This window comes from Acetobacter sp. DsW_54 (assembly GCF_002153575.1).
GTDB classification, from domain to species: Bacteria; Pseudomonadota; Alphaproteobacteria; order Acetobacterales; family Acetobacteraceae; genus Acetobacter; species Acetobacter fabarum.
Genome location: NZ_JOPD01000030.1, coordinates 14,893 through 38,681 on the forward strand (window position 1 = coordinate 14,893; position 23,789 = coordinate 38,681).

22 protein-coding genes are annotated in these 23,789 nt (G+C 59.3%); 9 read left to right on the forward strand and 13 right to left on the reverse strand.

Annotation, left to right across the window (positions count from 1 at the left end; genetic code table 11):
* The first annotated feature begins 5 nt into the window (after positions 1-5).
* From HK20_RS10385 to HK20_RS10400, 4 genes are all read left to right on the forward strand, one after another.
* Positions 6-806, forward strand: coding sequence for a flagellar hook assembly protein FlgD (locus HK20_RS10385; protein ID WP_086646993.1), 801 nt, complete (start codon positions 6-8; stop codon positions 804-806).
* 318 nt (positions 807-1,124) lie between these two features.
* Positions 1,125-2,558 carry a methyl-accepting chemotaxis protein gene (locus tag HK20_RS10390; RefSeq protein WP_158093058.1) on the forward strand — a complete coding sequence of 478 codons (1,434 nt, stop codon included), beginning with the start codon at positions 1,125-1,127 and terminating at the stop codon, positions 2,556-2,558.
* Positions 2,559-2,866: 308 nt separating this feature from the next.
* Entirely contained in the window at positions 2,867-3,262 is a 396-nt protein-coding gene (locus HK20_RS10395) for a flagellar biosynthesis regulator FlaF (protein WP_086646995.1), read from the forward strand.
* Positions 3,263-3,294: 32 nt separating this feature from the next.
* The gene (locus HK20_RS10400) at positions 3,295-4,818 is read left to right on the forward strand and encodes a protoglobin domain-containing protein (protein ID WP_086646996.1); all 1,524 of its coding nucleotides are present in this window, start codon (positions 3,295-3,297) and stop codon (positions 4,816-4,818) included.
* Between the two features lie 67 nt (positions 4,819-4,885).
* On the opposite strand, the gene HK20_RS10405 is transcribed toward HK20_RS10400, so the two are convergent.
* From HK20_RS10405 to HK20_RS10430, 6 genes are all read right to left on the reverse strand, one after another.
* Positions 4,886-6,205 carry a flagellar hook protein FlgE gene (locus tag HK20_RS10405; RefSeq protein ID WP_086646997.1) on the reverse strand — a complete coding sequence of 440 codons (1,320 nt, stop codon included), beginning with the start codon at positions 6,203-6,205 and terminating at the stop codon, positions 4,886-4,888.
* A gap of 223 nt (positions 6,206-6,428) precedes the next feature.
* Entirely contained in the window at positions 6,429-7,550 is a 1,122-nt protein-coding gene (locus tag HK20_RS10410; RefSeq protein WP_086646998.1) for a flagellar biosynthesis protein FlhB, read from the reverse strand.
* 12 nt (positions 7,551-7,562) lie between these two features.
* On the reverse strand, positions 7,563-8,414 hold the full coding sequence (locus HK20_RS10415; RefSeq protein ID WP_233129180.1) for a flagellar biosynthetic protein FliR: 852 nt from the start codon (positions 8,412-8,414) through the stop codon (positions 7,563-7,565).
* Positions 8,401-8,676: a flagellar biosynthetic protein FliQ gene (locus HK20_RS10420; RefSeq protein ID WP_086647000.1), complete on the reverse strand. Its 276-nt coding sequence runs from the start codon at positions 8,674-8,676 to the stop codon at positions 8,401-8,403. Before HK20_RS10420 ends, HK20_RS10415 begins: the two co-directional genes overlap by 14 nt.
* Before the next feature lie 10 nt (positions 8,677-8,686).
* Complete coding sequence (locus tag HK20_RS10425; protein ID WP_086647001.1) at positions 8,687-9,025, reverse strand: flagellar hook-basal body complex protein FliE; 339 nt, start codon at positions 9,023-9,025, stop codon at positions 8,687-8,689.
* Positions 9,026-9,158: 133 nt separating this feature from the next.
* Positions 9,159-9,956, reverse strand: coding sequence for a response regulator transcription factor (locus HK20_RS10430; protein WP_086647002.1), 798 nt, complete (start codon positions 9,954-9,956; stop codon positions 9,159-9,161).
* A 276-nt stretch (positions 9,957-10,232) separates the two neighbouring features.
* Between HK20_RS10430 and HK20_RS10435 the strand changes: the two genes are divergently transcribed.
* Both HK20_RS10435 and HK20_RS10445 read left to right on the forward strand, forming a co-directional pair.
* Entirely contained in the window at positions 10,233-10,481 is a 249-nt protein-coding gene (locus HK20_RS10435; RefSeq protein WP_086647003.1) for a hypothetical protein, read from the forward strand.
* Between the two features lie 283 nt (positions 10,482-10,764).
* Positions 10,765-13,401, forward strand: a complete 2,637-nt coding sequence (locus HK20_RS10445) for a lipopolysaccharide assembly protein LapB (protein ID WP_158093059.1) — start codon at positions 10,765-10,767, stop codon at positions 13,399-13,401.
* Between the two features lie 66 nt (positions 13,402-13,467).
* On the opposite strand, the gene HK20_RS10450 is transcribed toward HK20_RS10445, so the two are convergent.
* Complete coding sequence (locus HK20_RS10450) at positions 13,468-14,271, reverse strand: hypothetical protein (protein ID WP_143296501.1); 804 nt, start codon at positions 14,269-14,271, stop codon at positions 13,468-13,470.
* A gap of 222 nt (positions 14,272-14,493) precedes the next feature.
* Between HK20_RS10450 and HK20_RS10455 the strand changes: the two genes are divergently transcribed.
* The 3 genes from HK20_RS10455 to HK20_RS10465 all read left to right on the forward strand — a co-directional run bounded on the left by HK20_RS10455 (position 14,494) and on the right by HK20_RS10465 (position 16,635).
* On the forward strand, positions 14,494-14,910 hold the full coding sequence (locus HK20_RS10455; RefSeq protein ID WP_086647007.1) for a flagellar basal body protein: 417 nt from the start codon (positions 14,494-14,496) through the stop codon (positions 14,908-14,910).
* A 15-nt stretch (positions 14,911-14,925) separates the two neighbouring features.
* Positions 14,926-15,333 (forward strand): flagellar basal body rod protein FlgC, encoded by a 408-nt coding sequence (gene flgC / locus HK20_RS10460; RefSeq protein WP_086647008.1) that lies wholly within the window; start codon positions 14,926-14,928, stop codon positions 15,331-15,333.
* A gap of 108 nt (positions 15,334-15,441) precedes the next feature.
* Complete coding sequence (locus tag HK20_RS10465) at positions 15,442-16,635, forward strand: RimK family alpha-L-glutamate ligase (protein WP_086647009.1); 1,194 nt, start codon at positions 15,442-15,444, stop codon at positions 16,633-16,635.
* A 321-nt stretch (positions 16,636-16,956) separates the two neighbouring features.
* Here HK20_RS10465 and HK20_RS10470 read toward each other — a convergent pair whose 3' ends face one another.
* From HK20_RS10470 to galE, 6 genes are all read right to left on the reverse strand, one after another.
* Entirely contained in the window at positions 16,957-17,931 is a 975-nt protein-coding gene (locus tag HK20_RS10470) for a flagellin (RefSeq protein WP_086647010.1), read from the reverse strand.
* Positions 17,932-18,229: 298 nt separating this feature from the next.
* The gene (locus HK20_RS10475; protein ID WP_086647011.1) at positions 18,230-18,895 is read right to left on the reverse strand and encodes a DUF6468 domain-containing protein; all 666 of its coding nucleotides are present in this window, start codon (positions 18,893-18,895) and stop codon (positions 18,230-18,232) included.
* Entirely contained in the window at positions 18,892-20,283 is a 1,392-nt protein-coding gene (gene fliM / locus HK20_RS10480; RefSeq protein ID WP_233129181.1) for a flagellar motor switch protein FliM, read from the reverse strand. Before fliM ends, HK20_RS10475 begins: the two co-directional genes overlap by 4 nt.
* 63 nt (positions 20,284-20,346) lie before the next feature.
* Positions 20,347-20,859, reverse strand: a complete 513-nt coding sequence (locus HK20_RS10485) for a flagellar basal body-associated FliL family protein (protein WP_086647012.1) — start codon at positions 20,857-20,859, stop codon at positions 20,347-20,349.
* Positions 20,860-21,015: 156 nt separating this feature from the next.
* The gene (locus HK20_RS10490; protein WP_086647013.1) at positions 21,016-22,683 is read right to left on the reverse strand and encodes a DUF4422 domain-containing protein; all 1,668 of its coding nucleotides are present in this window, start codon (positions 22,681-22,683) and stop codon (positions 21,016-21,018) included.
* 65 nt (positions 22,684-22,748) lie between these two features.
* Positions 22,749-23,768 carry a UDP-glucose 4-epimerase GalE gene (gene galE, locus HK20_RS10495; RefSeq protein ID WP_086647014.1) on the reverse strand — a complete coding sequence of 340 codons (1,020 nt, stop codon included), beginning with the start codon at positions 23,766-23,768 and terminating at the stop codon, positions 22,749-22,751.
* Between the last annotated feature and the right edge of the window lie 21 nt (positions 23,769-23,789).

Below are 23,789 nucleotides of genomic sequence, written 5' to 3' on the forward strand. Positions count from 1 at the left end.
GGCACATGTCCACGACATCACTGACAACCAACGAGTACAACCTGCTTTCGGCCGCGGAATCGACGGCAAAAAGCTCGGCGGCCACGTCTGGCTCGTCGTCCTCATCCTCGTCTTCCACGTCGAGCACGGCTGCGCTGTCTTCGCTTGCCAATAACTACACCACGTTCCTGACCCTGCTGACCACGCAGCTCCAGCATCAGGACCCCAGTAGCCCCATGAGCTCGGACTCGTTTACCAGCGAGCTGGTGCAGTTTGCCGGGGTGGAACAGCAGGTGCAGACCAACTCCAAGCTTTCCTCGCTCATTTCCCTGAACGAGAGCGGGCAGCTGAGTGCGGATAGCGCCCTTGTGGGTTCGCAGGCAACGGCCAATAGCACCACCCTGCCGTTGCAGAACAGCTCGGCCACCCTCAACTACAAAGGCAGCTCGGGGCAGACCGTGGCCATTGCCGTGTCCAATTCGGCAGGGACCATTGTCAAGGACGATCTGGTTACCGCCAGCAGCGGCACCAACACCTGGACATGGGACGGCACGGACAACAACGGCAACAAGCTGTCCGACGGCGCTTACAGCGTTGCGGTCAAGACCATGGATTCCTCGGGCAATACGTCCGATGTGTCCTTTACTGTTACGGGTACCATTACCGGTATCCAGACCGGCACCAACGATATGGAAGTGCAGATGGGTGGGGCGACAATCCCCATGAGCCAGCTTGTCAACGTGTCCAGCACGTCCAAGTCTTCTTCTTCCTCATCGTCCTCTTCCTCGTCCGATACGGACACGGATACGTCCTCAACCGGGTCGTAAGGCATGCAGGGGTGTGGCAGTGCTACACCCCTTTTTTTTTCTCCCCCACTGCGCCAGAGCGGATGATGCCGGGGAGTATATGTTTTTTTAAAAGCCCGAAAATTGGCCAGCCCAAGCGTTAAGGTGGGCGGTTTTGTACACATGTTAGAATAAATCTGACATATGTCTTAACATTAAATTGACGAACCGGGGGTAAAACCGGCTATGCCTTGCGCCGATAACTGGCATTAAGGCGGAAAAATTATGTTGGCCTGGTTTACCGAAAAAGCGCCCTTGAGGCGGAAAATTTCCATCGTCATGGCCTGTTTGCAAGCCTACATGATTTTACAGATCCTGATGCAGCTTGTCAGTTCCGAACTGGATCTGCCGCTGGCTGTGCAACGTTATCTGGGGTTGGGTGGTTTTGCTGTCAGTTCCCTTATGGTGTTTCTGGCCCGCTGGGTGCTTATCAGCCGCGCCGCTGTGCCGTTTGAGACCATTACAGCCCTGACCGAGCGCATTGCCGCAGGCAAGCTGGATGAAAAAATCCCGTATGTTGACTGGTCGGACTGTGCCGGGCGGCTTGCCAAGGCGCTGACCACCTTCCGCAGCGCGTTGATCAAGCAGCTTGACCTGCAGAAAATCGCACAGGAAAGTGCCGCCGAACAGCAGCGCCTGAGCGAGTTGGCCCAACAGCGTGCCGTAGACCAGAACGGCATGATTGTGGAACTGGGCAAGGGGCTGCGCACACTGGCCGACCGTAATCTGGCCTTCCAGTTTACATCCCCCTTTGCCTCGGAGTTTGACGCTCTGCGGCGCGACTTTAACGAGGCCGTGTCCTCCCTGTCCGAAGCCATGGGCGAAGTGGCCGCGGCCTCTGCCCTTATCCAGGGCGGGTCGATGGAAATTGCAGAAGCCTCGCAGGATTTTGCCCAGCGGACCGAGCGGCAGGCAGCGGCCATGGGCCAGATGGCGGCCTCTGTGACCAACGTTAAAAACGGTGTGGATGATCAGGCCGAAGCCGCGCAGGAAGCGCGCGATGCGGCACAGAGTGCCCATGCCGCCGTGCAGCGTTCCACCAAGGTCATGCTGTCGGCCATGTCCGCCATTCAGGAAATTGCAACCTCGTCGGCCAAAATGTCCGCCATTATCGGGATTATTGACGACATTGCCTTCCAGACCAATCTGCTGGCCCTTAACGCAGGGGTGGAAGCTGCCCGTGCGGGTGATGCAGGGCGTGGGTTTGCCGTGGTTGCGACCGAAATCCGGGCGCTGGCACAGCGTTCTTCCACTTCCTCGCGCGATATTCGCAGCCTGATCGAGATTTCCACCCGGCAGGTGACCGAGGGCGTGCGCCTTGTGGAACAGACCGATAAGGAACTCAGGCTGGTGGCCGGGCAGGTGGAAGCCATTACCAGCCATGTGGGCAATATTGCCAGTGTGGCCCGCGAGCAGGTGGGCAGCCTGGGCGAGGTCAACACCGCCGCAACCCATATTGACGCCACAACCCAGCAGAACGCCGCCATGGTGGAACAGACCGCAGCGGCTGCCCATAACCTCAAGACCGAGGCTGCTAATCTGGTCAATGTGGTGGGCCACTTTACCCTGCCCGGTTCTGGCCCCGCACTGGCCGGGCCGGATGGGGGGGCGGCTCGCCCGGCACTGGCCAACCCGGCCAGCACGCCCCGCCGCCCGGCAGCCCTTGGCGCAGGCAAGCCTGCTGCCCCGCGCCAGCTGGAAAGCAGCATGGCCGGTGGCTGGTCAGACTTCTAGGTTCCCTGACCTGCCCTTTATGGGCGGGGATGAGCGTAAAGCAGAGGCCGGGTGCATGTGCGCCCGGCCTTTTTGCTGTGTGCTTCAGGCATGCTCACGCGAGCGTGTTGGAAACTGGTGCTTGAATAGGCGGGGAATCGATAAAAAATATAGGAAATTTTTATAAATACGTGCCAACACTAGGCGTGTGGGTTCCGTTAGGTTGCTCTGGTCACGCTCTAACGCCGGGTGTAGAATGAATGACACACACACGTTGCTGGTTTTTGCCCCTGCGGGCCGGAAACAGCCGATAAAAATATGGTGCAATCATGATCCATCCCGCAATGCGCGCCTACCAGAATGTGGCAGGGTATTCCCTGACGGACCGACAGGCCGATGCGACCTGCTTCAGACTGCTGATAGAAGAGTTGGAAACGGCATCCGCCAGTTCTGACCCCTCTGTTCGGCTGAAGGCCCTGACCAAGAACCAGCGTTTGTGGTCCATGATCATGAAGGCGAATTCGCTGGATTCAGGGGCCACCAATTATGAAGACAGGGAACTGTTTGTAAGGCTTGCCTCTCAGGCGCAGCGTTATGGCATCCGTGCCATTCTTGATACCAATCTGTCCCTCGCTCCCTTGGTCGGGATTGCAGAAACCGTTCTGGAAGGCTTGGAAACATCCGCAGGTTCCGGACAGGAGTTCGATACCGACGCCATGCTCTGAACGGTCGAGGGGCCAAAAAAGGTGGCTCGACTATGGAAAATTCGGACGCGCGGGCTGGCCATTGGCAGCCTGCCTCAATAGCGGACAGACTGTCTTTTATGGGCATAGAGCGGCGCGAGCGGGATACGCTGGCCAGTATGCGCCCCGATATGGCCGAGATTCTGGACGAGAGTCTGTCCGAATTTTATCAACGTGTGCATGATGTACCAGAACTGGCCCGGTTCTTCCCGACCGAGGCCACGACGTCCAAGGCCCGCTCCCTGCAACAGATGCACTGGGAGACCATTCTATCGGGCAAGTTCGGGCCGGATTATGTAAGTGACGTCACCCGGATCGGCCACGCCCATGCCCGCATAGGGCTGGAACCACGGTGGTATATTGATGGCTACGCCGTGCTGCTGGATGCCATCTGCCGCCGCCTGATTAAGCAGGGGGTGCGTGGCGGGCGGCGTTTCTCCCTTGGCCGTGCGGCGGTTGAAGCCGAAATGGGCGAAAAGCTGGGTCAGCAGATCGGGGCTATTCTCAAGGCCGCGTTCCTGGACATGGATCTGGTGATTTCCACCTACCTTGCACGGCTGGAGGAGGAACGGCAGAAAGCCGCATCCGAACGCTCGGCACTGGAACAGATTGCCCAGGCGCTGGAGCGCGTGGCCGAAGGGGATTTGAGCGCTACACTGGCGCGGGATGTGGCGGAGCGCTCCCCTGTGCTGGCAGCCGCCTTTGCCAAGCTCAAAACCGGCCTGAATGATGTTGTCTCCGATATTCGTGAGGTTTCTACGCAGGTGGAGGATGCAGCCTCCTCCATCAGCCAGAGCAATGCCCGTATCCTTAGCCAGAACGAGGCGCAGGTTGGCTCCATCCACCGGCTGACCAACGCCACCGCTACGCTGGAAGCCTCGCTGGATGATGTATCGGGGCAGACGGTGGCCGCCGAACAGGCGGCGCGCAAATGTGTGGATGCCGCAGCGCGTGGCAACACCAACATGAATGATGTACGCGCCACCATGGCGGATATTCAAACCGCGTGGAAAACCATATCCGACCTGGTTGGTTCCATTCAGAACATTGCGGCCCAGACCAACTTTCTGGCCCTTAATGCCAATGTGGAGGCCACGCGGGCCGGGGCTATGGGGCGTGGTTTTTCGGTAGTGGCCATGGCCATCCGGGACCTGTCGGTTAAAACATCCCATGCAGCCCGCCAGATTGCGGCCAGCGCGCAAAAAAACGAGGCCGTGATCCGTAGCGGAGCGGAGGCGGTTAACCAGATGGTGGAGGACCTGTCCGATATAGGGGCAGGCATTGCAGTGGTGAACAACGCCATTTCCAAGATTAACAAGGAAATGGGCGGTCAGCAGCAAAGCGTTAAGGGCACACACCGCGAGGCCGCCGCCCTGCGTGACCTGACGGAAAAAACATCGGCCATGAGCGAAAATGCCTCTGCCGACTGCCAGGACCTGAGCCAGCGCTCGGCCAGAATGGTGGATCTGGTGAGCAACTTTGTGCTCTCCGATTACGGGCAGGGTTACGCGAATGACTACCCGATAGCCGCTGAATAGGCGGGCATAAAAAACCGGCCTGCTTTGGGGCAGGCCGGTGCAAAAGCGCTTTGGGTTAAAAAGCGGCTTACTGCTTCATGGCAATGGTGGCCTGCAGCAGCTGGTCTGCCGTGGTCACGATTTTGGTATTGGCGGTGTAAGCTTCCTGCGCCACGATCAGGGCAGACAGGTCGCTTGTCAGGTCAGTGGTGGAAGATTCCACATAGCCGACTGTCAGGGAGCCTGTGGCGTTTTCACCCACCAGCCCGGTTTTGGCGCTGCCTGATGCGGCGGTGGCTGTGTAAGCCTGACCATCCTGCGCCAGCAGGCCGTTGACGTTGGCAAAGTTGCTGAGCGCGACCTTGCCGATCAGCTGTGTGTCCCCGTTGTCGAACGTCGCCATCACAGAGCCATCGCTTTCAATGCTGGCGCTCTGGTATGTACCGGAGGTCACGCTGTCGCTAACGGCTTTGGGTGTTGTGGAAGAGGTGCTGAGGGACATGCCGCTCGTGCCACCAATGGTGCCGATGTTGACGTTCACGTTCTGCGTGTTGCCATCAGGGTAGGTGATGGAGATCGGCAGGTTGGCGGCAGCCCCGTTCAGGGTGGAGGTCACGTTGTTGCCGGAGCTGTCGGTCACGGATTTCAGCGAACCATCGGTGTTGAAGTCCACCGTATAGGCCGTTGTTGGTGTAACAGACATACCCGTGGTGCTGGACGAGGCCTGCACAGTCCACTCGGTGGCGGAGGACTGCGTCCACGTCAGGGTGACATCCCCGGTGTTGTCCTTGGGTTTGGCCTGATTATAGGTGCCATCGTAAACAGTGGTGTTTGTTGTAACCGCACTTGCACCAGTAACGGAGGACAGGGTGCCCGTTGCCGTAATTGTTGTGGTCTGTGTGGGCCGGAAGGTGACGTTGGCAACGTTGATCTGGGTTACGCTGGATGTGTCCAGTGCGCCGGTCGTGGCGTCCACCATATAGCCATCAAGGTAGTAGCCGCTGGTGTTTTCGAGGTACCCGTCCTTGTCCTCATAGAATTCACCGTTGCGGGTGTAATACTGTTCAGAGGCAAAGTCGGCACCAGCCGAAGTGACCGCACCGGTCTTTTTGGAGACGTTGAACAGCCCGTTGCCCGAGATGGACATGGCCAGCCCGTCCGTGCTGGAGGAGGCGGTGCCCTGGGAGTTGACGTGCTGCACGGTTACGGCGGCCACGGAGTTGGCCACACCCTGTGCGAACGAGCCGGAGGTGGAGCCTGCGCCGGCCACAAAGTCCTGGAACGCGGTGGTGTCGGCCTTGTAGCCAACCGTCTGGCTGTTGGCGATGTTGTTGCTGAGGTTGGTAAACGCGGTGGACTGAGCGTTAATCCCGCTGACAGCCGTGGTAAGGGAGTTAAAAATAGACATGTGTCGTCCCTGCCTTGTGGATGCGCAGTTTTCTTACGCTGGCTGTCTGTGCCGTTCTGGGGCACGCGCATCAGCCACGGGGTTAATGGCGAACAGACTCAAGGGGCTTAAACCCGCCCCACCATTATGGCCTGCGCCTAAGTTACCCAACTGAGTAGCATGTAGGGCGTGGAACGCAAGTTTTTCCTGCATGAAAGAACTGTAAACCGCCGTTTTCGGGCGTTTAGCGCCGGAGCCGTGGCGCTTGTTGCGGGGGCTGCTGCACGGGGGGAGGGGCCGCGCGTGCGCCGGGGGTCTTGAGCTTCATGACATAGGCAATAATGGCGGCTACAGGCTGGAAGTATTCGGCCGGAATTTCCGAATCCAGTGGCAGGGTGTACAGCGCGCGCGCCAGGGGCGGGTTGGGCACAATGGGTACGCGTGCTTCTTCCGCGGCCTCACGCATACGCGCGGCCAGTTCATCCGTGCCTTTGGCTACAATTTTGGGCGCGCTGTTTATCCCGTTTTCATATTGCAGGGCCACGGCGTAGTGGGTCGGGTTGGTAATGACCACGGTGGCCTCGTCCCTGACCGCCTGCACCATGCGGCGGCGGCGGCGCATGCGTATCTGCCGCTGGCGGGCCTTTACTTTGGGGTCCCCGTCCATTTCCTTGGTTTCGTCTTTGATTTCCTGAAAACTCATGCGCAGTTTCTGCAGCCGGTTCCAGCGTGTCCACACGTCATCGAGCACGGCAATAACGGCCTGCACCACCAGCACCACCAGTGTTGCGTATACAAACCATGAGACAAGTTCGTGCGTAAGGTGCAGCACACTCCACCGTTCGGAAACGGGGGCCACGCGCAGGGTTTCCTTGGCGACCCCAAACAGGACGCAGCCAAACACCACCAGCTTGATAAGGCTTTTGGCGGTTTCTACCAGATTGTTCTTGCTGAACAGGCGCGAGATCCCCTTGGCGGGGGACAGGCGCGTAATGTCGGGCATAATGGCCTTGGGGCGGAACAGGAACCCGCTCTGGACCACGCCAAAGGCCAGCGTGACCAGCACCCCCGTACCCACCAGAGGGGCCGCCAGCCAGACCCCCTCCAGCGATGCCTGAACGGAGGCGCGGTAGAGGGAGGCACGGTCGAAGGGAATACTGTCAAAATGGGCCATGAGCCCATACATGTGCTTGGTAAAGCGGTAAGCAGACAGGCCGGTGCTGGTGGTAAAAACAATCAGGAAGCCGCTCAGGATAATCAGGAGCTGCACCTCGCGCGATTGGGCAATATTGCCTTCCTCACGCGCGGTTTCCAGCCGTTTTCCGGTTGGGGCTTGGCTCTTTTCGCCTGAACTGTCGTCGGCCATGCGCGCTCGCTCCTAGTGGTGCGCGGGGGTGGCGCCAATACCGGGCAGGCCCAGCAGCATGTCGCCCGCACGCTCCTGCCATACACCACTCATGACCTGAATAAGAATGGCCAGCAGCAGCACGCCGCCCAGCAACTGGGCAGGCATGGCCATGGAATAGACCTGAATGGACGGCATAAGCCGGTTGAGCACCCCCAGCATGGCAGGCCACAGGGTGCCGATCAGCACAAATGGAGCCGAAAGCTGGAAGGCCAGCATAAAGGTCTGGGACGTAACCTGCGTTACGCTGCGCGCCATATCCCCCACCATGGGAACATGGCCGGGAGGGAACACGCTGTAGGAGCCGGTAATGGCAGCCAGTGGCAGCGCATACAGCCCCGTGGACAGAAAAATAACCGGTACCAGAAAAGAGGCCATATGGCTGATGGCAGTACTGCCGGCACCCAGGTCCGGGTCGGGCTGGAGCACGCTGGCAAGGCCGGTAAAAATGGCCACGAACTGCATGGAAATACCCAGTGCAAGCGAGATCAGCCGCGCCAGCCAGCCAATAAAAATGCCGTAAAGCAGTTCGCCCGCAATAATGGCAATGGCGCGGGCTGGCATGTGCAGCGCCTGCCCCGACACGTCCTTGAGTGCGTTCTGCTCAAGCGGCAGAATGGCAACGGTAATGCACAGGGCAATCCCTGCGCGGACCACCATGGGGGATGTGCTCTCCCCCAGACCGGGGGAGGCCATGACCAGCGCGCTCACCCGGCACAGCACCAGCAGGAACGTGGCGGCCAGCACCTGAATGGACCCGCCGGGGAACAGCAGGTAGTCGGTCATGCCCACGGGGTGGTGTGGGGGCCGGTCATGACCCGCCAACCATAATGACCTGGTCAAAAATGGTGCGGGCATAGGTGTTCAGGGTCGCGGCCATGTAGGAGCCGGTCAGCAGCAGGGCGGCCATGGCGGCCACAAACTTGGGCACGAAGGAGAGCGTGGCTTCGCTCACCTGTGTCATGGCCTGAAAGAGCGATACCAGAACACCCGCCACCAGCGAGGCCAGCAGGGAGGGTGCCCCCAGCTTGACCGCCACAAACAGTGTCTGGCGCAGAATGTCGTGGATATCGACCGTGTTATGCATGCGATGGGTCTTAGATCGACATTTTCATGACGTCCTGGTAGGCCTGCACCATACGGTCGCGCACGGTGGTTACGGTTTGCAGGGTCAGTTTGGCTTCTTCGACCGAGGTGGCGATATCGCTCATGTTGCCCTTGCCGGACAGGCCGGTTGCCGTCTGGGTTTCTGCCGTTTTGCCGGTCTGGATGGCACCTTTGAGGGCGTTGTCCAGCGCGGACGTAAAGCCGGAAACAATATCGGCCCCTCCGGTGGAACCCGTGCCCTGCCCATCCGTTGTGGACTGCATGCTCTTCTGGGTCTGTCCGTAGGCGTTGAGCGCGTCGAGGCTGCGTGTGGTGATATCGCTGGTCATTGTGGCCCTGTCTGGCGCGGAGGGGGCATGCCGCCTGCCGCCATGAGAGTGGTCTGGAACGTGGGGCTACTGTAATCCATTTGGCCCCTGCAAGGCCAGTGGCTTTTACGCCTGCCCGCCCAATCTTTGCGGATTACAGCACGTCCATTTTGGTGGCGGGGGAAATTACGTTAATGCCCCGTGTCACCGGCAGACTTGTCTCGCGCGAGGCGGGGGTGGCGCTGTGCGTGCTCATGCGCGCACCAAGGGGGATGAACGCCTGCTCGTTCAGCCTGTAGCCAATGCCCCACTGGGTTATAAATGGGTCGATAATACCAAAATCGCGCAGTTTCTTGCGGATTTTGCACACCATTACATCAATGATCTTGGCGTGTGGTTCTTCTTGCCCGGCATACAGGTTGTCCAGCAGGGCTTCCTTGCTGAGCACCTGTGTCTTGCGCAGGGTCAGCAGTTCCACCACGTCGTACTCACGCGGGGTTAAGGGGAGGGGGCGGTCATCTATCAGGACCTGCCTGCGATCCACGTTGACCACCATACGGCCGACATGCAGGCTCAGGCTGTCATGTCCGCCGGTGCGGCGCACAATGGCGCGCAGGCGGGCAAGCAGTTCCACCGGCTCTATGGCGGCGCTGACGCAGTCATCCGCACCAATGGACAGGGTTTCCGCCACTTCCTGCGGGGTGGACGTGCGCACGATCATGATAATCGGGGTGGGAATGCGGGAATTGCGGATATGCCGCAGCAGGCGCGTATCGGGCCGGGCCTGCTGGATAACCGCAATATCGTACTGCGAGCGGCGCAGGGTTTCCACCACCCCTTCCGGACCGGACATGGTCAGGGACAGCGCCCCCTCCACTGCGGCTTCCGCCAGGCCACGGTATGGGCGGATATCCCCCTGGGTCGAGGTGTCTCCGATACACAACAGGCGCATGTTTTTTTCCGTCTATCGGTTCTGTCGAATGCGTGTGCTTGATGCCGCAGGGAACTGCGGTGGACCAGCCCTGTCCGGCAGGCCGATGCACGGTGCTGGTCGGGTATTTGGGGTGCATTGGGGGCTGCGCAAGGGCAGACTCCAAAAAACACCTTGGCTAAGGCATGGCCATCCCATAATCTGAGCGCAAGATTTTTTCTTCCGGTTTGCATGCGGCGCTGCGGTGCGGCATACCGGCTTTGTGTTTCCTGTAAGCCCTGAAGAGGTTCCATACACATGGCAGATACCACGGTTGCCGCCCAGCTTGCCTCCAGCATGCGTACGGCTACGGCCAACATGGCTCAGGCGGCTCACCGCTCGGTCCAGCCCGAGCATATTGCCTCCAGCGCGCTCAAGGTTGCGTCCACCGGCCAGGACGGCTCTTCCTCCTCCATGCAGTTTGATGCCACGGGGCAGGTTGTGCCTTCAGGCAATACGCACAACAAGCATTCCGGTTCGGCAAGCTTCATCAACCTTCTGGCCTGATTGCGCATCGGGCCGGGTCTACCCCGGCCCCATTGGGCAACAGGCCGGGACAGGGTCCTTATTTAACGCATGATGCTTCAGGGTATTGATGAGTGCGCAGCAGCGGCAGTGTCCGTTCTGGTCCTGCATGGCTGAGGGGTTCGTGTTTACTGCTCTGGCAGGCGGGCCGGTCAGCCACAGTTCTTCTGCACCCGCTACCATATGTGCAGAAGAGTCCCGCCCCACGGCAGGGCCATTGATCGTTCAGGATTAACCAGACGTGTATTTTAGCAGATCCGTTTGCATGAGACGCTGCCTTCTTCCCCTTGCCCTGCTTCTGTCCTGCTCCGCCATGACAACCGTGGCCGATGCGGCGCGGCGCACCCACGCGCCCCGCACCACTCAGGCGGCGCCCCCAAAGGGCAAAGGGCTTAACGCGGCAACGGCTGCAACCGCTGCCGCAGCAGCAGGCGCGGCCGCCACGGCTGGTGCCGCTGCTGCAACACCCGCCACCCCGGCCGACCCCGGCACAGCAGCAGATGCCGACCTGCTTAAAGGCCTGCCCGCACCGTGGAAAGCCACAGTGCTGGACGTGCCACTCCCCCCGCCAGCCCCCGCGCCGCAAACAGCAGGCAAGGGGCGCAAGCCGGGGCAAAAGGCAGGGCAGCCCGGTGGTTCCGGCTCCAGCGTTGCCGGGGGTGGTGGCTCCATTAACGTGCCCGCCACATCCACCAGCCGCGTGCTTATTCCCATATCCCCGCGCATGGGGCTGGCCGCCTTCCGCAGTGGCGACAGCTTTGTGATTGTGGTGGATAATGCTGAACCCATGGATACCAGCGCCCTGCACGGGGACGGTGTTTTTTCTACCCTGACCGTTACAACCCTGCCGGGTGCCACCCTGTTGCAGATCAAACTGCCCGACACGCGCGAGTTCTTTTTGTCCCAGCAGGCAGAAGGCTGGATACTGGGGGACAAGCCCCCGCCGGGTAATGTTTATGGCGACCGGCGCGTGATCAACCCGATTGTGGCAGATGGGGGGATTCTCTACCCCATGCGCAAGCCCGGCCGGGTGCTCAGCATTACGGACCCCGCATCCGGGCAGAAGCTGTTTGTTGGCACCTCCACCACGGATGACGGGGGGATTCTCTCCTTCCGTCATGGGGATGGGTATGACATCTGGCCCACGACCGAGGGCGTGGTTGTGGCCGCCAACTCGCCCGATGTGGGGCTGCGCGCAACGCCTGAAGGCGCGTTGCTGACATCGGGTGAAAGCCCACTCCCCGACAGCAAGGTGGCCGTGTACGCCAATACGGTTGATCTGGACTGGCTGGGCCTGCAAAAACTGCCCAATGAGCAGTTGGAAGCCCGCCTGCACAAAGCCCTGCTGGCCGCAGCCGATTCCGACCCCGCCCAGCGCTTTGCCGCCCGGCTGGAGGAAGCCCGCGCGGCCTTTGGCGTTGGTGCTTTTCTGGAAGCCCGCGGAATCCTGACCGTCGCGTTGGAAGATGACCCCGAAGAGGCCGTGCGGCCGGAGGTCAGCTTTCTGCTCGCTGCATCCGAACTGCTGAGCGGCAACATGGATGGCGCGTTCCTGCTTGAAGGCCCATGGCCCGATAACGAACAGCGTGCCACGCAGCTCTGGCGCGGTCTTTACCTTGCCTCCAAGGGCGGGCACGAGGCCGAGGCCGCCCACCTGCTGGCGCGCGACTTTACCCGGCTGGATAATTACCCCACCAGTGTACGCAGCGTGCTGCTGCCTTTTGCCGCCGAGCAGGTTGGCCGTTACGGCACGGCAGAGGACCTGAGCGTGCTGGACAAGCTGCCCGCAGGGTCCGTGTACAAGCTGGCCTCTGCCTTCCGCGACCTGCGTACGGGCAAGCGCACGCAGGCGTATGATGCGTTTAATGCGCTCTCGGTTGATCCGGACCCCGTGGTGGCGGAAAAGGCTCTGGAGCAGAAAATCTCGCTCGACATGTCCGATGGCAAGCTGACCCCGGTTGCCGCCGCGGAAATGTTTAACGGCCTTATGCCCGATGCCCGCCTAGCCGGGCGCGAGGCCACAGTGCGGCTGTTGCAGGCCGATGCCTACATGCGTGCGCGCAAATGGCCCGAAGCACTGGCCACGCTGGATATGGTCAAGGACACGCCCGAGCAGGTGTCCGAGCCTGTTCTGTCGCCCATGCTGTTCCAGACCCTTGCCGCTGTGGCCTCCGAAGTGGTCAAGGATACGGACCGCGATTCCATTCTGCATGGTGCGGCCATGCTGCGCGCCCACCTGTCTGCCCTGCAACCGGGCACCAAAAAGGGCGAAATCCTGATGGCTTACGGCAAGATGCTGCTGGGCCTTGGGCTGGCGGATGAAGCGCAGGAAGCGTTCTCCGATGCCGTGCCCATGCTGGATTCGCCCGAGCTCAAGGCACTGGCGGGGCAGGGACTGGCTGAATCCTACATTGCACTCAAGGACCTTGCGAGCGCGACCGACGTGCTCCAGCGCACGGACAGCCCCGACCTGCCGGATGACATGAAGGCCTCGCGTCGCCGCCTGCAGGCCCGCATTACGCTGGCCAAAGGCGACCAGACCGCCGCACTGGGCCTGCTGAACGGGGATAGTTTTTCCGACTCGCTGGATATGGCCGCCCGTATTCATGAAAGCCGGGGCGAATGGCCTGCCGCCGTAGCCAATGTGCGCAAAATGGCCGAGGCAGAGATCCCGCCCCAAGGCCCGCTGAGTGCTGCCCAGCAGACACTCGCCCTGCGTCTGGCCTCCGATGCGTCTCAGGCGTCGGATGCGCAGACGCTGGCATGGCTCGCCCAGCTGGTAGGGGACCGGAGCATGGATGGTGAGAGCGGGCGCGTCTTCCGCCTGCTGACACAGGTCGGGGGGCCAAAACCCGGTGCCGCCACGGCTGCCAAGCCCGCTACGGCGGCTGCCAAACCCTGATCTGCCAGTGTTGCCCCGGCCTGTATGGCTGGGGTTTGCTGCTTACGGGTGTTCTGCCCCGCCGTGTTAACCGCCCAGCAGAAACTGCACCCAGTGGGGCAGGGCGGGGCTGTTGCGGAGCAAAAACACCATTAGTAGCCCCACGGCGCAGGGCAAGGCTGTGGGGTAGCGCCACACAGGCCGCGCGGCGGAGCAGACCGCCGCCTGCACCATGGGGGCACGTGTGCTGCGCCGCACTCCGCGCACGGCCCAGAGCCCAGCCCCTGCAAGCAGCAGAAAAGCCCAGAACCCACCCAGCCCTACCCATGCCCCGCATGCGCCAAACAACAGCACATCGGCCGCGGACATAAAATTACCCCGCCGGGTAATGGACAGGCCAAACAGGCCAGCACCCCCCAACACCCAGCCTGCACAGGCCCCCCCAATGGCGCTGCCCGCATAACCCAGAGCAGCCCCTGCCAGCAGGCCGCATAACAGCATGGGCATGAGTATGGCGTTGGGTAGCCAGCCTTCGCGCCGGTCAAACTGTACCAGCAGGTTGGCAAGGTGGAGGGCCACTGCGTAAGCCAGCGTGACGGAGGGTGGGGTATAAATCAGCAGGGTGAGCGAGCAGGCCGCTACCAGCAGGCACCCAGCTACCAGCTCGTGCTGCTGTTGTGGGGGTGGCGCCTCCACATGGGGGCGCACGCCCGCTGCTACAGGGAGCCAGCGCAGCGCAAGCGCGCAAACCCGGATGGAAAGAGGGAACAGCAGGGCAATGCACATACCGGCAAGGGCTGCGGGTGCGGTGCGCGCCAGCAGGCTCCACGCCAGCATGGCCAGTGTTGCCCCGGCCTGAATGGTTGCATCGGTCATTCTGGGTGTGCGCATGCTCTGCTCGCTCTGGCAAAGGCGTGGTGTGCCGTACGGACCATGCCATAACGCCGTGCCGGGCGTCTGTCATGGGGCATTGGGTGGGGCTGGAAGGGGGGAGGCCAATAAATCTGTGGCAATCGGGGGGAAGGAACGCTATTTATGGTTGAACTGCCGTGAGCAGAGGAGGTCCAACCTACCCCTACGGCACCGCACAAACACAAGGGAGCTGGCATTTTCATGCTGGAGGCACTGTCATCCCAGACCGCGCTGACCCATAGCGGGACTGACCTGTTTTCATTGGCAGAGCGGCGCTTGCAGTGGCTGGAGTCGCGCCAGTCCGTTCTGGCAGGCAACGTAGCCAACGCCAATACACCGGGTTACGTCTCCAAGGATGTGGCACCGTTTGCAGGCGTGTTGCAGAACCAGATGACCATGGCCATGGTGCAGACCGAGCCGGGGCATATGGCCGGGCCGGGTAATACCGCCCTTGCGCGCAAAACCACGGGCGGCAACACATCCATTGATGGTAACGAGGTCCGGCTGGAAGATGAGCTGGGCAAAATAGCCGATACCAACGACCAGCAGCGCTTTGCCACCACGGTTTACACCCGTTACATGGGCATGTTCTCCACCGCGCTAGGCACCAGTTCGTAAGGACGGAAGCAGCAGATGGACTTTACCAATACAATTGGCATTTCCGCCGATGGCATGCGCACACAGGCCGAACGCCTGCGCGTGTCGGCCGAAAACCTTGCCAACAAGGATACAACCGGCTCCACCCCCGGTGCGGACCCATACCGCCGCAAAACCATTACCTTCCAGACAACGCTGGACCAGGCCACTGGCGCATCCAGCGTTAAGGTCAAGTCCATCGGGCAGGACCACACGCCGTTTGAAACACGCTACGACCCCTCCCACCCTGCGGCAGATGCCAAAGGGTACGTGAAGGTGCCGAACGTGAACACCATGGTCGAGATTATGGACACGCATGACGCCCAGCATTCGTACGAAGCGAATCTGAACACCATGCAGATCACCCGCTCCATGCTGACGCGCACCATCAATCTGATGAAATAAAGTCGGTCAGTAGAATATTTGAGTGTTTTGTCTATTCCAGTGCTTTGCACTTCTATGGTCTGTGGCACTTTGTATTGGTTCTGCCCCCGGCTGTAGCCGAGTATAAACATGAACGCTTTTGGTTTGTCCCCGCTCCTGCGGCAGTCCCTGCATGGGCAGGATATTACGCATTACCGGACTGAACTGCTTCAAAAGGCCGCACAGGCTCCAACGGCGCAAACACTGCTCGATCTGGCGCTGGTCATGCAGTTGACCTTTGAGCCAGAGCAGGCCGAGGCGTTCTTGACCGAAGCACTCAAGGTGCAGCAGGTTTTTAACCTCGCGCATGCAGGGCGGGATGCTTTGCGCCTGCTGGTGGTTAAAACCCCCGGAGACCTGACCGCCAACACCCCCATAGAATGTATTCTGGAAAATGCACCCGTTCATATGGATGTGGTGTATGTTGGCCCCGGTCTGGCATGGCCGCAGACACTCCCCCCGCATGACCTCGTGTTTGTTGCGGTTGGGGAGGGGGACACCCATACCCCCGTATTGGCGCAACTGGCACAGGTGCTGGCACACAGCCCGGTGCCGGTGCTGAACAAGCCCCAGTATATTCCCCAGCTCTCCCGCTCTGCGGCGTTTGACCTGCTGCACACTGTGCCGGGTTTGCACATGGCACAGACATACCGGGTCGAGCGCGCCACACTGGAGCGGTTAAGCACCGGGCATAATACGCTGGAATCTCTGGGCCTTAATCTGGCCTACCCGTTTATTGTGCGCCCCCTTGGGTTGCATGGCGGTATTGGCCTGAGCCGGATAGACCAGCCGCAGGACCTTGCCGCCTATCTGGCGGATATTGGGGCAGAGCTGTTTTTTGTCGCCAATTTTGTCAACTACGCATCGGACGACCAGCTTTATCGCAAATACCGCGTGGTGATGGTGGAGGGTAAAGCCTATCTGGCACATATGGGTATTTCCACCCACTGGATGGTGCATTACCCCTACAGGGAAATGAAGGAGTTTGCCGCCCGCCGTGGGGAGGAAGCCCACGCCATGCTCCACTTTGATCAGGAGTTTGGCCAGCGGCATGCTGTGGCCCTGAACGGTATTTATGATGCGGTCAAGCTGGACTATTTTGGCTTTGACTGTGCCGAAACCAGAGATGGCAAACTGCTGGTGTTTGAACTGTCCAACGCGCTGATCATTCATGCCTGTGATGATCAGGCCGTTTTCCCCTACAAAATTCCCCAGATGCACAAAATCTTTTCGGCATTTTATGCCATGCTGCGCAACACGGTGGCGGTGCAGACAGCCTCCTGATGCGCTGGCTGGAGAGGCGTGGCCCGTAACCGGGCCTGCCGCCCGGCCCACTTTGCTGCCTTGGGCAGATAATCCAGCAAATACACCCCATGCACGCGTGATCGCGCACCGTCTGCTCTGGCAGGGGGGATTGCGTGTTTTGGGTGGGAAGTGGAAGGCCCGTGGCCACCAAGGGTGCGGGTGTTTCCGCGCGCCGTAGGGGAGGGGCAGGCTGGCCTGCGTACCTTACGGGTTAGCCCAAGGACCAGTGCGTTGTAGTCCGGGCAAAAAAATACCCCCGGCTTTCGCCGAGGGCACTTTTCGTCAACTGTATCAGTAGGATTACTGGAACAGGGACAGGATGTTCTGGGACTGGCCGTTGGCGATCGAGAGGGACTTGATTGCCAGGGACTGCTTGGTCTGCAGGGAGGTCAGCTTTGCGCTTTCTGCAGACATGTCAGCATCGGTCAGGGCGCCAACGCCGGTCGTCAGGTTGTCGGAAACCGTCTGGCCGAAGGTGGTCATGTTGGCGATGTTCTTGGTGTTCTGACCCAGTTCAGAGGTCACGTTCGTCATAGCCGTGATGGCTTTCTGAACGGCTGCAATGGCTTTCGTCAGGTCGAAGGAGCCAGATGCGCCACCCCAGGAAGCAGCAAGGCTGCCATCGGTGGTGAGGAAGCCGTTGGCGGTTGCCAGGCCGTTGGTGTCAACACCGGTGGACAGACCCAGAGCTTCGGACAGGGACGCGGTGGAACCCGTGCCGGTCACGCCGCTCACGCCGTTGATGATGTTGAACAGGTTGCTGATGGTAGCCGTGCTGCCCTGCAGACCGGTTACGTAAACAACGCTTGCAGCCGTGATGCCGTTGAAGGAACCCGTGGTGGATGCGCTAGCGGAGCTGACCAGCAGGTTCACGCCGTTGGTGGTGGCGTTGGTTGCAATGGTGTCGATCTGCTTCAGGTAACCCGTGATTTCGGTGTTGATCTGAGCGAGGGAGGTGGAGCTACCTTCGTTGCTGCCGATCGTGGTCACAGCAGCCTGAACTTCAGCCAGAACGGAAAGGATCTGGTTGGCGGCGCTGTTGGTGGAGCTGACAACGGTGGAAGCGAAGGACAGGCCGTCGTTCACTGCGCCCTGACCGGCAATGTTGCCGTTCATCTGAGAAGCAATGCCGAAAGCAGCCGGGCTGTCAGAAGCGTTAGCAACTTTTTTGCCGGTGGAAACTGCGTTTTCGGTGGCGCTCAGCTGGGTCTGGGTCGCGTTCAGCGTTTCCAGAGCAACCATTGCAGAGGTGTTGGTGTTAATAGAAAGGCTCACGTTGTGATCTCCATTTCGAGTGGGCTTAGTGCCCGTGTTCAAGGATGAATAAACCCCCGAACGGCTAAGAGAAGGTTAACGCGATCATTTTTTTTTGAGGGGTGGGTAAAAAAAATCCACCACCGGGCCAGAACATGGTCACAAAAAGCAGATGGTGGCGGGGGGAATGGCAGTTATCCGCCATTTTTTGCTTATTCTCCACAAGGCGTAAAAAAAGCCTCCGCCCATTAAAGGGAGGAGGCTTTGGCTGGAATCGGATGGAACTTTCTGCCGGAACGTTAATATCGGCTCTTAAACGTTAAGCACTTTCACGCTCGGGCGGGGTGCTCTGGCCCTTGCCAAGGGCGCGCAGGTAAGGCCGCTCTTTGGTCAGGGTTGCGGGCATGGGCATGTCCAGCGTGTCTGCAAACTGGGTGGGGGCAGGCTGGTCCGGCGTTGTGGATGACTGCTGCTCCACCGCTTTGGCTATGGCGCTTTGCGCAGCCGTTGCACTCTCCAGCGCCGACTGCACAAGTTCCTGCGCGGTCTGCTGGGCTGTCTGGCTGGCCTGTTGCAGCTTTTCCAGAGTTTCCTCTATGGCCAGCCGTGCGGTTTCGGCCTGTTCGATCAGGCTTTCCATCCGCCGCTCCTGCGAGGGCACCTGTGTCAGCACCGAATCCAGCCGGTCGGCTACCGAATCGGCTTTGGTGGCCATGTCGTCCAGCTCGCTGCCGGTAACCTTGGCCTGTTCGATCATGCGGCTCAGGGGGCGGCCGCTGACCTCCCCTGCCACGCGCAGCTTGTCCACGCCTTCTTCGGCCTGGTTAACGCTGTTTTCAAGCTTGTCCACCAGTTCCAGCAGGCTGGTCCGGTCGCGCTTGAGGTTGCCCAGTACCCGCCCGAGGTAAAAACTGTAGATAATACCAAGGAACAGAAAGACGGAGAGCGTGATCTCAATGATCATCTGGATCTGGGTGAACATCATTCAGGAGATCCTCCAGTCTGATCCGGTGTGGGGTTTGCTGCGGGTGGGTGGGGTGGCTGCGGGGGCACGCCAAGGGGCGGTGGCAGGTGGTGTTCTTCCGGCGGGACCAGCCTGCGCTGGATCTTGACCGCGTTCTTGTTGCCCAGCTTGCCCAGACGGCCATCAAACAGTGGGGTCTGCCCGCATTGCAGGCGGATGGGGAAGGGCGCGCCCTGCTTGTGCGGGAAGGTCATGAGCGAGCCGATCTTGAGGTTCAGCACCTCGGAGAGTGGGACGATCTTTTCATCAAACACGGCAGAAACCTGGGCATCTGTTTCCAGAATCTCGGAAAACAGGTGGTCTTCCCAGATGGAGTCGCGGCCAAATTTTTCGCCCATGAACTGCTGCGAAAGCTGGTCGCGCACCGGTTCCAGCGTGGCGTAGGGAATAATCAGGTCCATGTTGCCGGTGCGGTCCTCCATATCAATATGGAGTTTGGCCAGCACCACAGCGTTGGAAGCGCGGGCAATAGCGGCAAACCGGGAGCTGACTTCCAGCCGCTCAAACGTAAGGTCCACATTGCAGACCGGGTTGAACGCAATGGACAGGTCGTTGAGCGTGAGGGTGATCAGCTTTTCAATCAGCGCGCGTTCAATGGCGGTGTGGGGGCGTGTTTCCACCCCTGCATGCCCAACGCCGCGCGGCCCACCCATAAGAATGTCGATAATGGAGTAGGACATGGCCGAGTCCACAACGACCAGACCGTAGTTGTCCCACTGTACGGCCTTGAACACTGCAAACATGGAGGAGGAGGGAACCGCCCCCATGTAGTCCCCAAAACGTAGGGAGCGAATGCCCTCGATCGTTATTTCAACGTTATCATTGGTGAAGTTACGCAAGGTGGCGGAGAGGATGCGCACAAGCCGGTCAAAGACAATTTCCAGCATGGGCAGGCGTTCATAGGCCACGAACCCGGCCTTGATAACGCGCTCCATGCCGGTTTCTTCCGGCTCTTCAAACCCGCCAAAGGTGTGGCCGAGCAGATTGTCGATTTCCGACTGGTCCAGCAGGTGGCTGCCAAACGGGTCTTCCTCGGGGGTGGCTTCATGCTCGCCCTGTTCACCCTGTTCCGCGTGGGTGTCCTGCGCATCATGGGCGGTGGCATCGTCCTGCGCATGGGCGTCTGCCGTGCCGGGTTCTGGCGTGGGGTCCGTGTGCTCAGCCGTTGTGTCGGCTGGGGCATCGGGGGTGTGATCCTCGGGTGCGGCACCACTTTCAGGCGCACTGGCCTGGGTGGCCTGCTCCTGTGCGGGGTCGTGCGCCTCCTCCGTATGCGGGGCGTCCGGTGCGGCGTCTGCTTCGGGTTCGTGGTTCCCGGGCCCTGATGCTGTGTCGTCTACATCCTGCATGTGGTCTGTCGCTACGGTTCCTGAGGGGTGTCGGTTTGAGCGGGTGTCAGAAGCCGGAGAGCTTTACTGGACAAGGAATTCAACAAGATACAGGTTTGTCACCTGCAGGGGGGCAAGCTGTGCGCGCAGGCGGCGCAGAATGGATTCGCGCAGCCTGTAAATGCCGTTCCCCCGAATATCCTGCGGCCGGGTTTCGTGCAGGTAGGTCTGGAACACGTCCTGAATTTCCGCAATCCGGTCCTGCAATGCGGCCTCGTTAGGCACACCGCTGATTTCTACCTTGGCGGTCAACTTGACATAAACCGGGTGACCACCGGATGTGTCGAGGTTGGAAACCATGGGCGGAATACCCAGCAGCACCGGCGGGTGCATGGCGGCCTCGGCCTTGCTGCCCACGTTCTGTTTGAGCTTGGATGTGAAGATTTTGTCCTTTTCCCAGAACACCCCACCGCCAATAAGGAGAACAAGACCGGCAGCGCCCGCCATCATCAGTTTCCGCTTGGACTTGGGGGCGTCTGCTCTGGGAACTGCTGCGGCAGCATCTGCTTCTCTTGCGCCGGTTACAGTCTCGCTCATGTCTGGTGGGCTCCGGAATGGTTAATCAGTCACACTGTTATCAGTTTAACTGCTGGCGCGCACCTACTCAATGGTGGAGAGGGGCGTATTGCATGGCTGTGTGTATTGCGTGCAGGGGCCGCAGTGGCAAGCGGGCGGGCCGCAGGTAGGGGTGCCTTAGCCCCCGGCCTGCTCCCGCAGTCTGGCCTGATAGATAAAATACAACTCCTTGAGCGGGTGCTCACACGACGCAACCCAGGGTTTGGCCTCGCCCGTAAAGTGGACGATCGCCGGGTTGGTGGCGGCATCATCCTGCTCCTGATCGGTATAGGCGACATCCTGCTCATTATGGCTATACAGGCGCCCCCCTGCGTTCCAGCGTAGGGGCAGGATCTGAATATCGTCCCTGAAGGCAATATTGATGATGTCCTGATCCTGCAGGGTGATGCTTTTGATGTTTTTTACAAAGGATTCCAGATAAAGGAATTTGAGGTTCCCGTATTTTTCTCTGGCAGCGGCAAGGTCAATAACAAGAATACCGGCATTGATGTAGTTGGTGTTGTAATTGCGCCCGAATAGCTTGCGCGAATGGGTTATGCCGCCTTCATCCATGCACCCGCCAAGGATTTTCCCCTTGAGGTCAATGTTCCACAAGAGCGTTATGTCGTCACAGAAAATCGTATCCAGATCAACATAGATCAGGCGCTTCAGCTCTGCTGGCAGCACCTCATGCATGATCAGCCTGTAATAGGTGTTGCGGCTGATATGCTGCCTGTTATGGGGCAGGAAATTGGAAAAACTGTCTGCACTGACATCATAAAAACTGAACTTTGAACCCGGGAATGTCTGCTGTGTCCTGTGGATGTTGGCCGGACTGAGCCTCTGGTCATGCAGGACATGAAAATGGATGTGGCTGCCATTTTGGGTGTTGCTGAGCAGGGAGTACAGCGCGACAAGTGCGTGCACTGCGTAATTGTCATCAAACGAGATGGCAATATGTATGGTGCTGCCATACGCAATGGGGGTTTTTGCAGGCTCCGGGTTACAGATGGCCGCATTGATGCTGTACTGTTTGGCAAATTTTGGAACAATAATTTCCCCAGCCTGAAAAAACGCTTCTTTGCTCCCATGCATGAAATGCTTCATTAAAAAAACATTGCTGAGGAAAGCATAGAGAAACCTGAACACTTTTTTCTGGTACGGAGAGCGACCGGAAGTGTCTATGACTTTTTCAAACGCAAACAGAACTGAAAAAACAAAAGCGCAGTATTCATCAAACACATCACGTTTCATGAGGATATTTTCATCATGAAATCTTGTGTCTATGTGTGCGGTAATCAGTGCTGTCTCGTAATACGCGGCAAACTCGTTTTTGATCAGTGTGAGCAGTAGATCAAGGTCCTGCTGGTCATGTTCAAAGCCGTAGTTTTCATAAAATGTCTGAATATCGGATGCTGCGGAAGGGGGGTGGATTTTGGTAATGGGGGCAGTCAAAAACCTATGCTGGGAACAGCGCTCTTCGATATTCTGTGAACAGAAATCAATAAAATCCATCTGCTTGTTCAGCAGCGAAATCTGCTGGCGGCCATGCTCGGAAAAATTCAGGTAGGATTTTTCAGTATTCAGGCCCACATAGTCGTGGCGTGTGTTTTTCCATATCCAGTACAGGGCGGTCAGTTCGCCCCAGTCCCTGTTTCTGGCAGAAATATTGTCGCCGGTATCATCCCCGATCATGCCTGCAAATTTTGTATCGGCAATGGATCGGCCACCCTGAATGGGCTCAAAATAACGGTTTTTATTTATATTCGCATCGGCATGATGATAAACATAAATCCGGATATCCATTATTTAAATCCTGCCCAATTCTTTATGATCATTTGCAAACCACCCTGCGGCGGCGGGTGTGTGTGTCAGGCCTGCTGCCTGATCTTGGCGCTCATGGATTGCCAGTGCCAGGAATCCCGGCACATATCGAGCAGGGTGCGTTTGGCAGACCAGCCGAACATGGTTCTGGCCAGAGCCGGGTTTGCGTAGCAGGTAGGGGCATCGCCGGGGCGGCGTGGGCCAATCTGGTAGGGAATGTTGATCCCGGTTGCGTTTTCAAACGCATGAACCAGCTCAAGCACAGAATACCCTGTGCCGGTGCCAAGATTAACGGCGTGGGTGCCCTCGGTGCCAAGGGCTTTTTCCACTGCGGCGCAATGGGCTTCGGCCAGATCCATGACGTGCAGGTAGTCGCGCACACCTGTGCCATCTGGCGTTGGGTAATCATCGCCAAAAATGGTCAGATGGTCGCGTTGTCTGGCGGCAACCTGGCACAGATAAGGCATCAGGTTAGCGGGAACGCCCCGTGGGTCCTCCCCGATCAGGCCAGAAGGATGCGCGCCTACCGGGTTGAAGTACCGCAGCAAAAACGCGGAGGACAGCATACCCGTGCGCACGAGGTCGCTGATCATATCCTCCATGATCAGCTTAGTGCGCCCGTAAATGTTGGTGGCGTGCAGGGGGGCACTTTCTGCTATGGGGCAGTGTTCTGGCGCGCCATAAACCGTTGCGGAAGACGAAAAAACAATGCGCCCCACGCCTGCATGCCGCATGGCGGTAAGCAGTTTTAATGTTCCTGCAACATTCACATCAAAATAGTGCAGGGGGTTTTCTTCACTTTCCCCCACGGCCTTGAGTGCGGCAAAATGAATGACGGCATCATAGGGCTCTGCGGCAAAAATCCGTTGCATGGCGTCCATGTCGCGGATGTCCACGTCATGCACGGGGTAGTCTACCCCTGTAATTTCCTTGAGCCGGGCAGGGACCGAGCGGGAGGCGTTGGAAAAATTATCCAGCAGCACAACATCGTGCCCACGGCCCTGAAGTGCCACCGCAGTATGGGAGCCAATAAATCCGGCGCCACCAGTCAGAAGAATACGTGCCACGAGCTCACTTCGCCATAAAAG

Bases quoted from the DNA above. Each gene is read 5' to 3' on its own strand.
- HK20_RS10410 (WP_086646998.1), bottom strand. From the start codon at position 7,550: ATGGCCGACGACAGTTCAGGCGAAAAGAGCCAAGCCCCAACCGGAAAA.
- flgC (WP_086647008.1), top strand. From the start codon at position 14,926: ATGGACTTTACCAATACAATTGGCATTTCCGCCGATGGCATGCGCACA.
- HK20_RS10420 (WP_086647000.1), bottom strand. From the start codon at position 8,676: ATGCATAACACGGTCGATATCCACGACATTCTGCGCCAGACACTGTTT.
- HK20_RS10400 (WP_086646996.1), top strand. From the start codon at position 3,295: ATGGAAAATTCGGACGCGCGGGCTGGCCATTGGCAGCCTGCCTCAATA.
- HK20_RS10405 (WP_086646997.1), bottom strand. From the start codon at position 6,205: ATGTCTATTTTTAACTCCCTTACCACGGCTGTCAGCGGGATTAACGCT.
- HK20_RS10485 (WP_086647012.1), bottom strand. From the start codon at position 20,859: ATGAGCGAGACTGTAACCGGCGCAAGAGAAGCAGATGCTGCCGCAGCA.
- fliM (WP_233129181.1), bottom strand. From the start codon at position 20,283: ATGCAGGATGTAGACGACACAGCATCAGGGCCCGGGAACCACGAACCC.
- HK20_RS10455 (WP_086647007.1), top strand. From the start codon at position 14,494: ATGCTGGAGGCACTGTCATCCCAGACCGCGCTGACCCATAGCGGGACT.
- HK20_RS10435 (WP_086647003.1), top strand. From the start codon at position 10,233: ATGGCAGATACCACGGTTGCCGCCCAGCTTGCCTCCAGCATGCGTACG.
- HK20_RS10450 (WP_143296501.1), bottom strand. From the start codon at position 14,271: ATGCGCACACCCAGAATGACCGATGCAACCATTCAGGCCGGGGCAACA.
- HK20_RS10425 (WP_086647001.1), bottom strand. From the start codon at position 9,025: ATGACCAGCGATATCACCACACGCAGCCTCGACGCGCTCAACGCCTAC.
- HK20_RS10445 (WP_158093059.1), top strand. From the start codon at position 10,765: ATGAGACGCTGCCTTCTTCCCCTTGCCCTGCTTCTGTCCTGCTCCGCC.
- HK20_RS10430 (WP_086647002.1), bottom strand. From the start codon at position 9,956: ATGCGCCTGTTGTGTATCGGAGACACCTCGACCCAGGGGGATATCCGC.
- HK20_RS10390 (WP_158093058.1), top strand. From the start codon at position 1,125: ATGATTTTACAGATCCTGATGCAGCTTGTCAGTTCCGAACTGGATCTG.
- HK20_RS10475 (WP_086647011.1), bottom strand. From the start codon at position 18,895: ATGATGTTCACCCAGATCCAGATGATCATTGAGATCACGCTCTCCGTC.
- HK20_RS10395 (WP_086646995.1), top strand. From the start codon at position 2,867: ATGATCCATCCCGCAATGCGCGCCTACCAGAATGTGGCAGGGTATTCC.
- HK20_RS10385 (WP_086646993.1), top strand. From the start codon at position 6: ATGTCCACGACATCACTGACAACCAACGAGTACAACCTGCTTTCGGCC.
- HK20_RS10490 (WP_086647013.1), bottom strand. From the start codon at position 22,683: ATGGATATCCGGATTTATGTTTATCATCATGCCGATGCGAATATAAAT.
- HK20_RS10465 (WP_086647009.1), top strand. From the start codon at position 15,442: ATGAACGCTTTTGGTTTGTCCCCGCTCCTGCGGCAGTCCCTGCATGGG.